Source organism: Bacillus sp. T17B1, from assembly GCF_026796395.1.
Taxonomy (GTDB): Bacteria; Bacillota; Bacilli; order Bacillales; family Bacillaceae; genus Bacillus; species Bacillus spizizenii_A.
This window is the reverse complement of sequence record NZ_JALAYA010000045.1, coordinates 1-1,462: the sequence shown is the minus strand read 5'-3', so window position 1 is coordinate 1,462 and position 1,462 is coordinate 1. Positions and strand designations below refer to the sequence as shown.

At 42.7% G+C, this 1,462-nt stretch carries 1 protein-coding gene; it reads left to right on the top strand.

Features of this window, described 5'->3' with window-relative positions; genetic code table 11:
- Positions 1–90 precede the first annotated feature (90 nt).
- A partial coding sequence (locus MOF34_RS18325; RefSeq protein WP_268401225.1) for an IS1182 family transposase occupies positions 91–1,462 on the top strand: 1,372 nt, incomplete at its 3' end.

Sequence of the window (1,462 nt, the reverse complement as noted above, 5' to 3'; positions counted from 1 at the left end):
TCAGCGTGTCGACAAAGTCACAATAAGTGGCTTCATCGACACGCTTTTTTTGTTAAAATATGAGTGAATCTAGATTTTGGAGGTTTTACCATGTTGTCCAAACACTCAAAAGATCAGCGTGAACAGCTTGAAGTCTTTGCCTTAAGTGAACTTGTCCCTGAAGATCATTTGGTTAGGAAGATGGAAGAAGCCATGGATTTTTCGTTTATTTATGATCAAGTTGCCCCTCTTTATTCTTCAAAAGGACGTCCAAGCATTGACCCCGTTGTATTGATCAAAATGGTACTGATTCAATACGTGTTTGGCCATCGCTCCATGCGTGAAACCATTAAGCGAATAGAAACCGATGTCGCTTATCGTTGGTTTATTGGATATGGACTCTCTGAAAAAATCCCTCATTTTTCAACGTTTAGTAAGAACTATGAACGTCGTTTTCATGACACCGATCTTTTTGAAACCATCTTCTATAAAATCTTGCGTCAAGCTATGGATAGTGGTCTTGTCGACCCTACGGTCGCCTTTATCGACGGCACACATGTCAAAGCGAATGCGAATAAGAAAAAGTTTGGGAAAAAGATCGTGAGAAAAGAAACGAGGGCGTATCAGGGACAACTAGATCAAGAAATTAACGCTGATCGCGAAGCGAACGGTAAACAACCTTTGAAGCCCAGGCCATGCCCACAGAAACGAGAAATCAAAGTAAGTACGACAGACCCTGAAAGTGGATATTTTGTGAAGGGTGAACGGGAGCGCCTCTTTGCTTATGGTTTTCATACAGCTTGTGATCGGAACGGATTTGTATTGGGGACGGTTGTTGAGCCGGCGAATATTCACGACAGTCAAGTGTTTGCGTGTTTATTTCAACAAATAAAAGAACGGGTTGCCAAGCCTCATACAGTCGCAGTTGATGCTGGATATAAGACACCATTTATCGCGAAGTTTTTAAGTGATGAAAATGTTCGCCCTGTCATGCCCTACACCCGACCACAAACGAAGAAAGGATTCATGAGAAAACACGAATATGTTTACGATGAATACTACGATGCTTACATTTGTCCTGAAAACCACGTTCTGACTTATCGCACAACTAACAGAGAGGGCTACCGGGTTTATGCGTCAGATCCAAAACGATGTGAACATTGCCCATTACTGAGTCAATGTACGGAAAGCCGAAATCACCAAAAAGTAATCCATCGGCATCTATGGCAGGATCATTTAGATGAGGTCGATCATTTGCGGCATACGGACGAGAATAGGCAAATCTATGCCAAACGCAAAGAAACGATTGAACGGGTTTTTGCGGATTTAAAGCACAAGCATGGCCTGCGCTGGACAACCCTAAGGGGAAAGAAAAAATTGTCCATGCAGGCGATGCTTGTTTTCGCTGCCATGAATCTAAAAAAACTGGCGAATTGGACTTGGAAAGGACCAACTCGCCAGCCTATTCGACCGAAAAACAGAA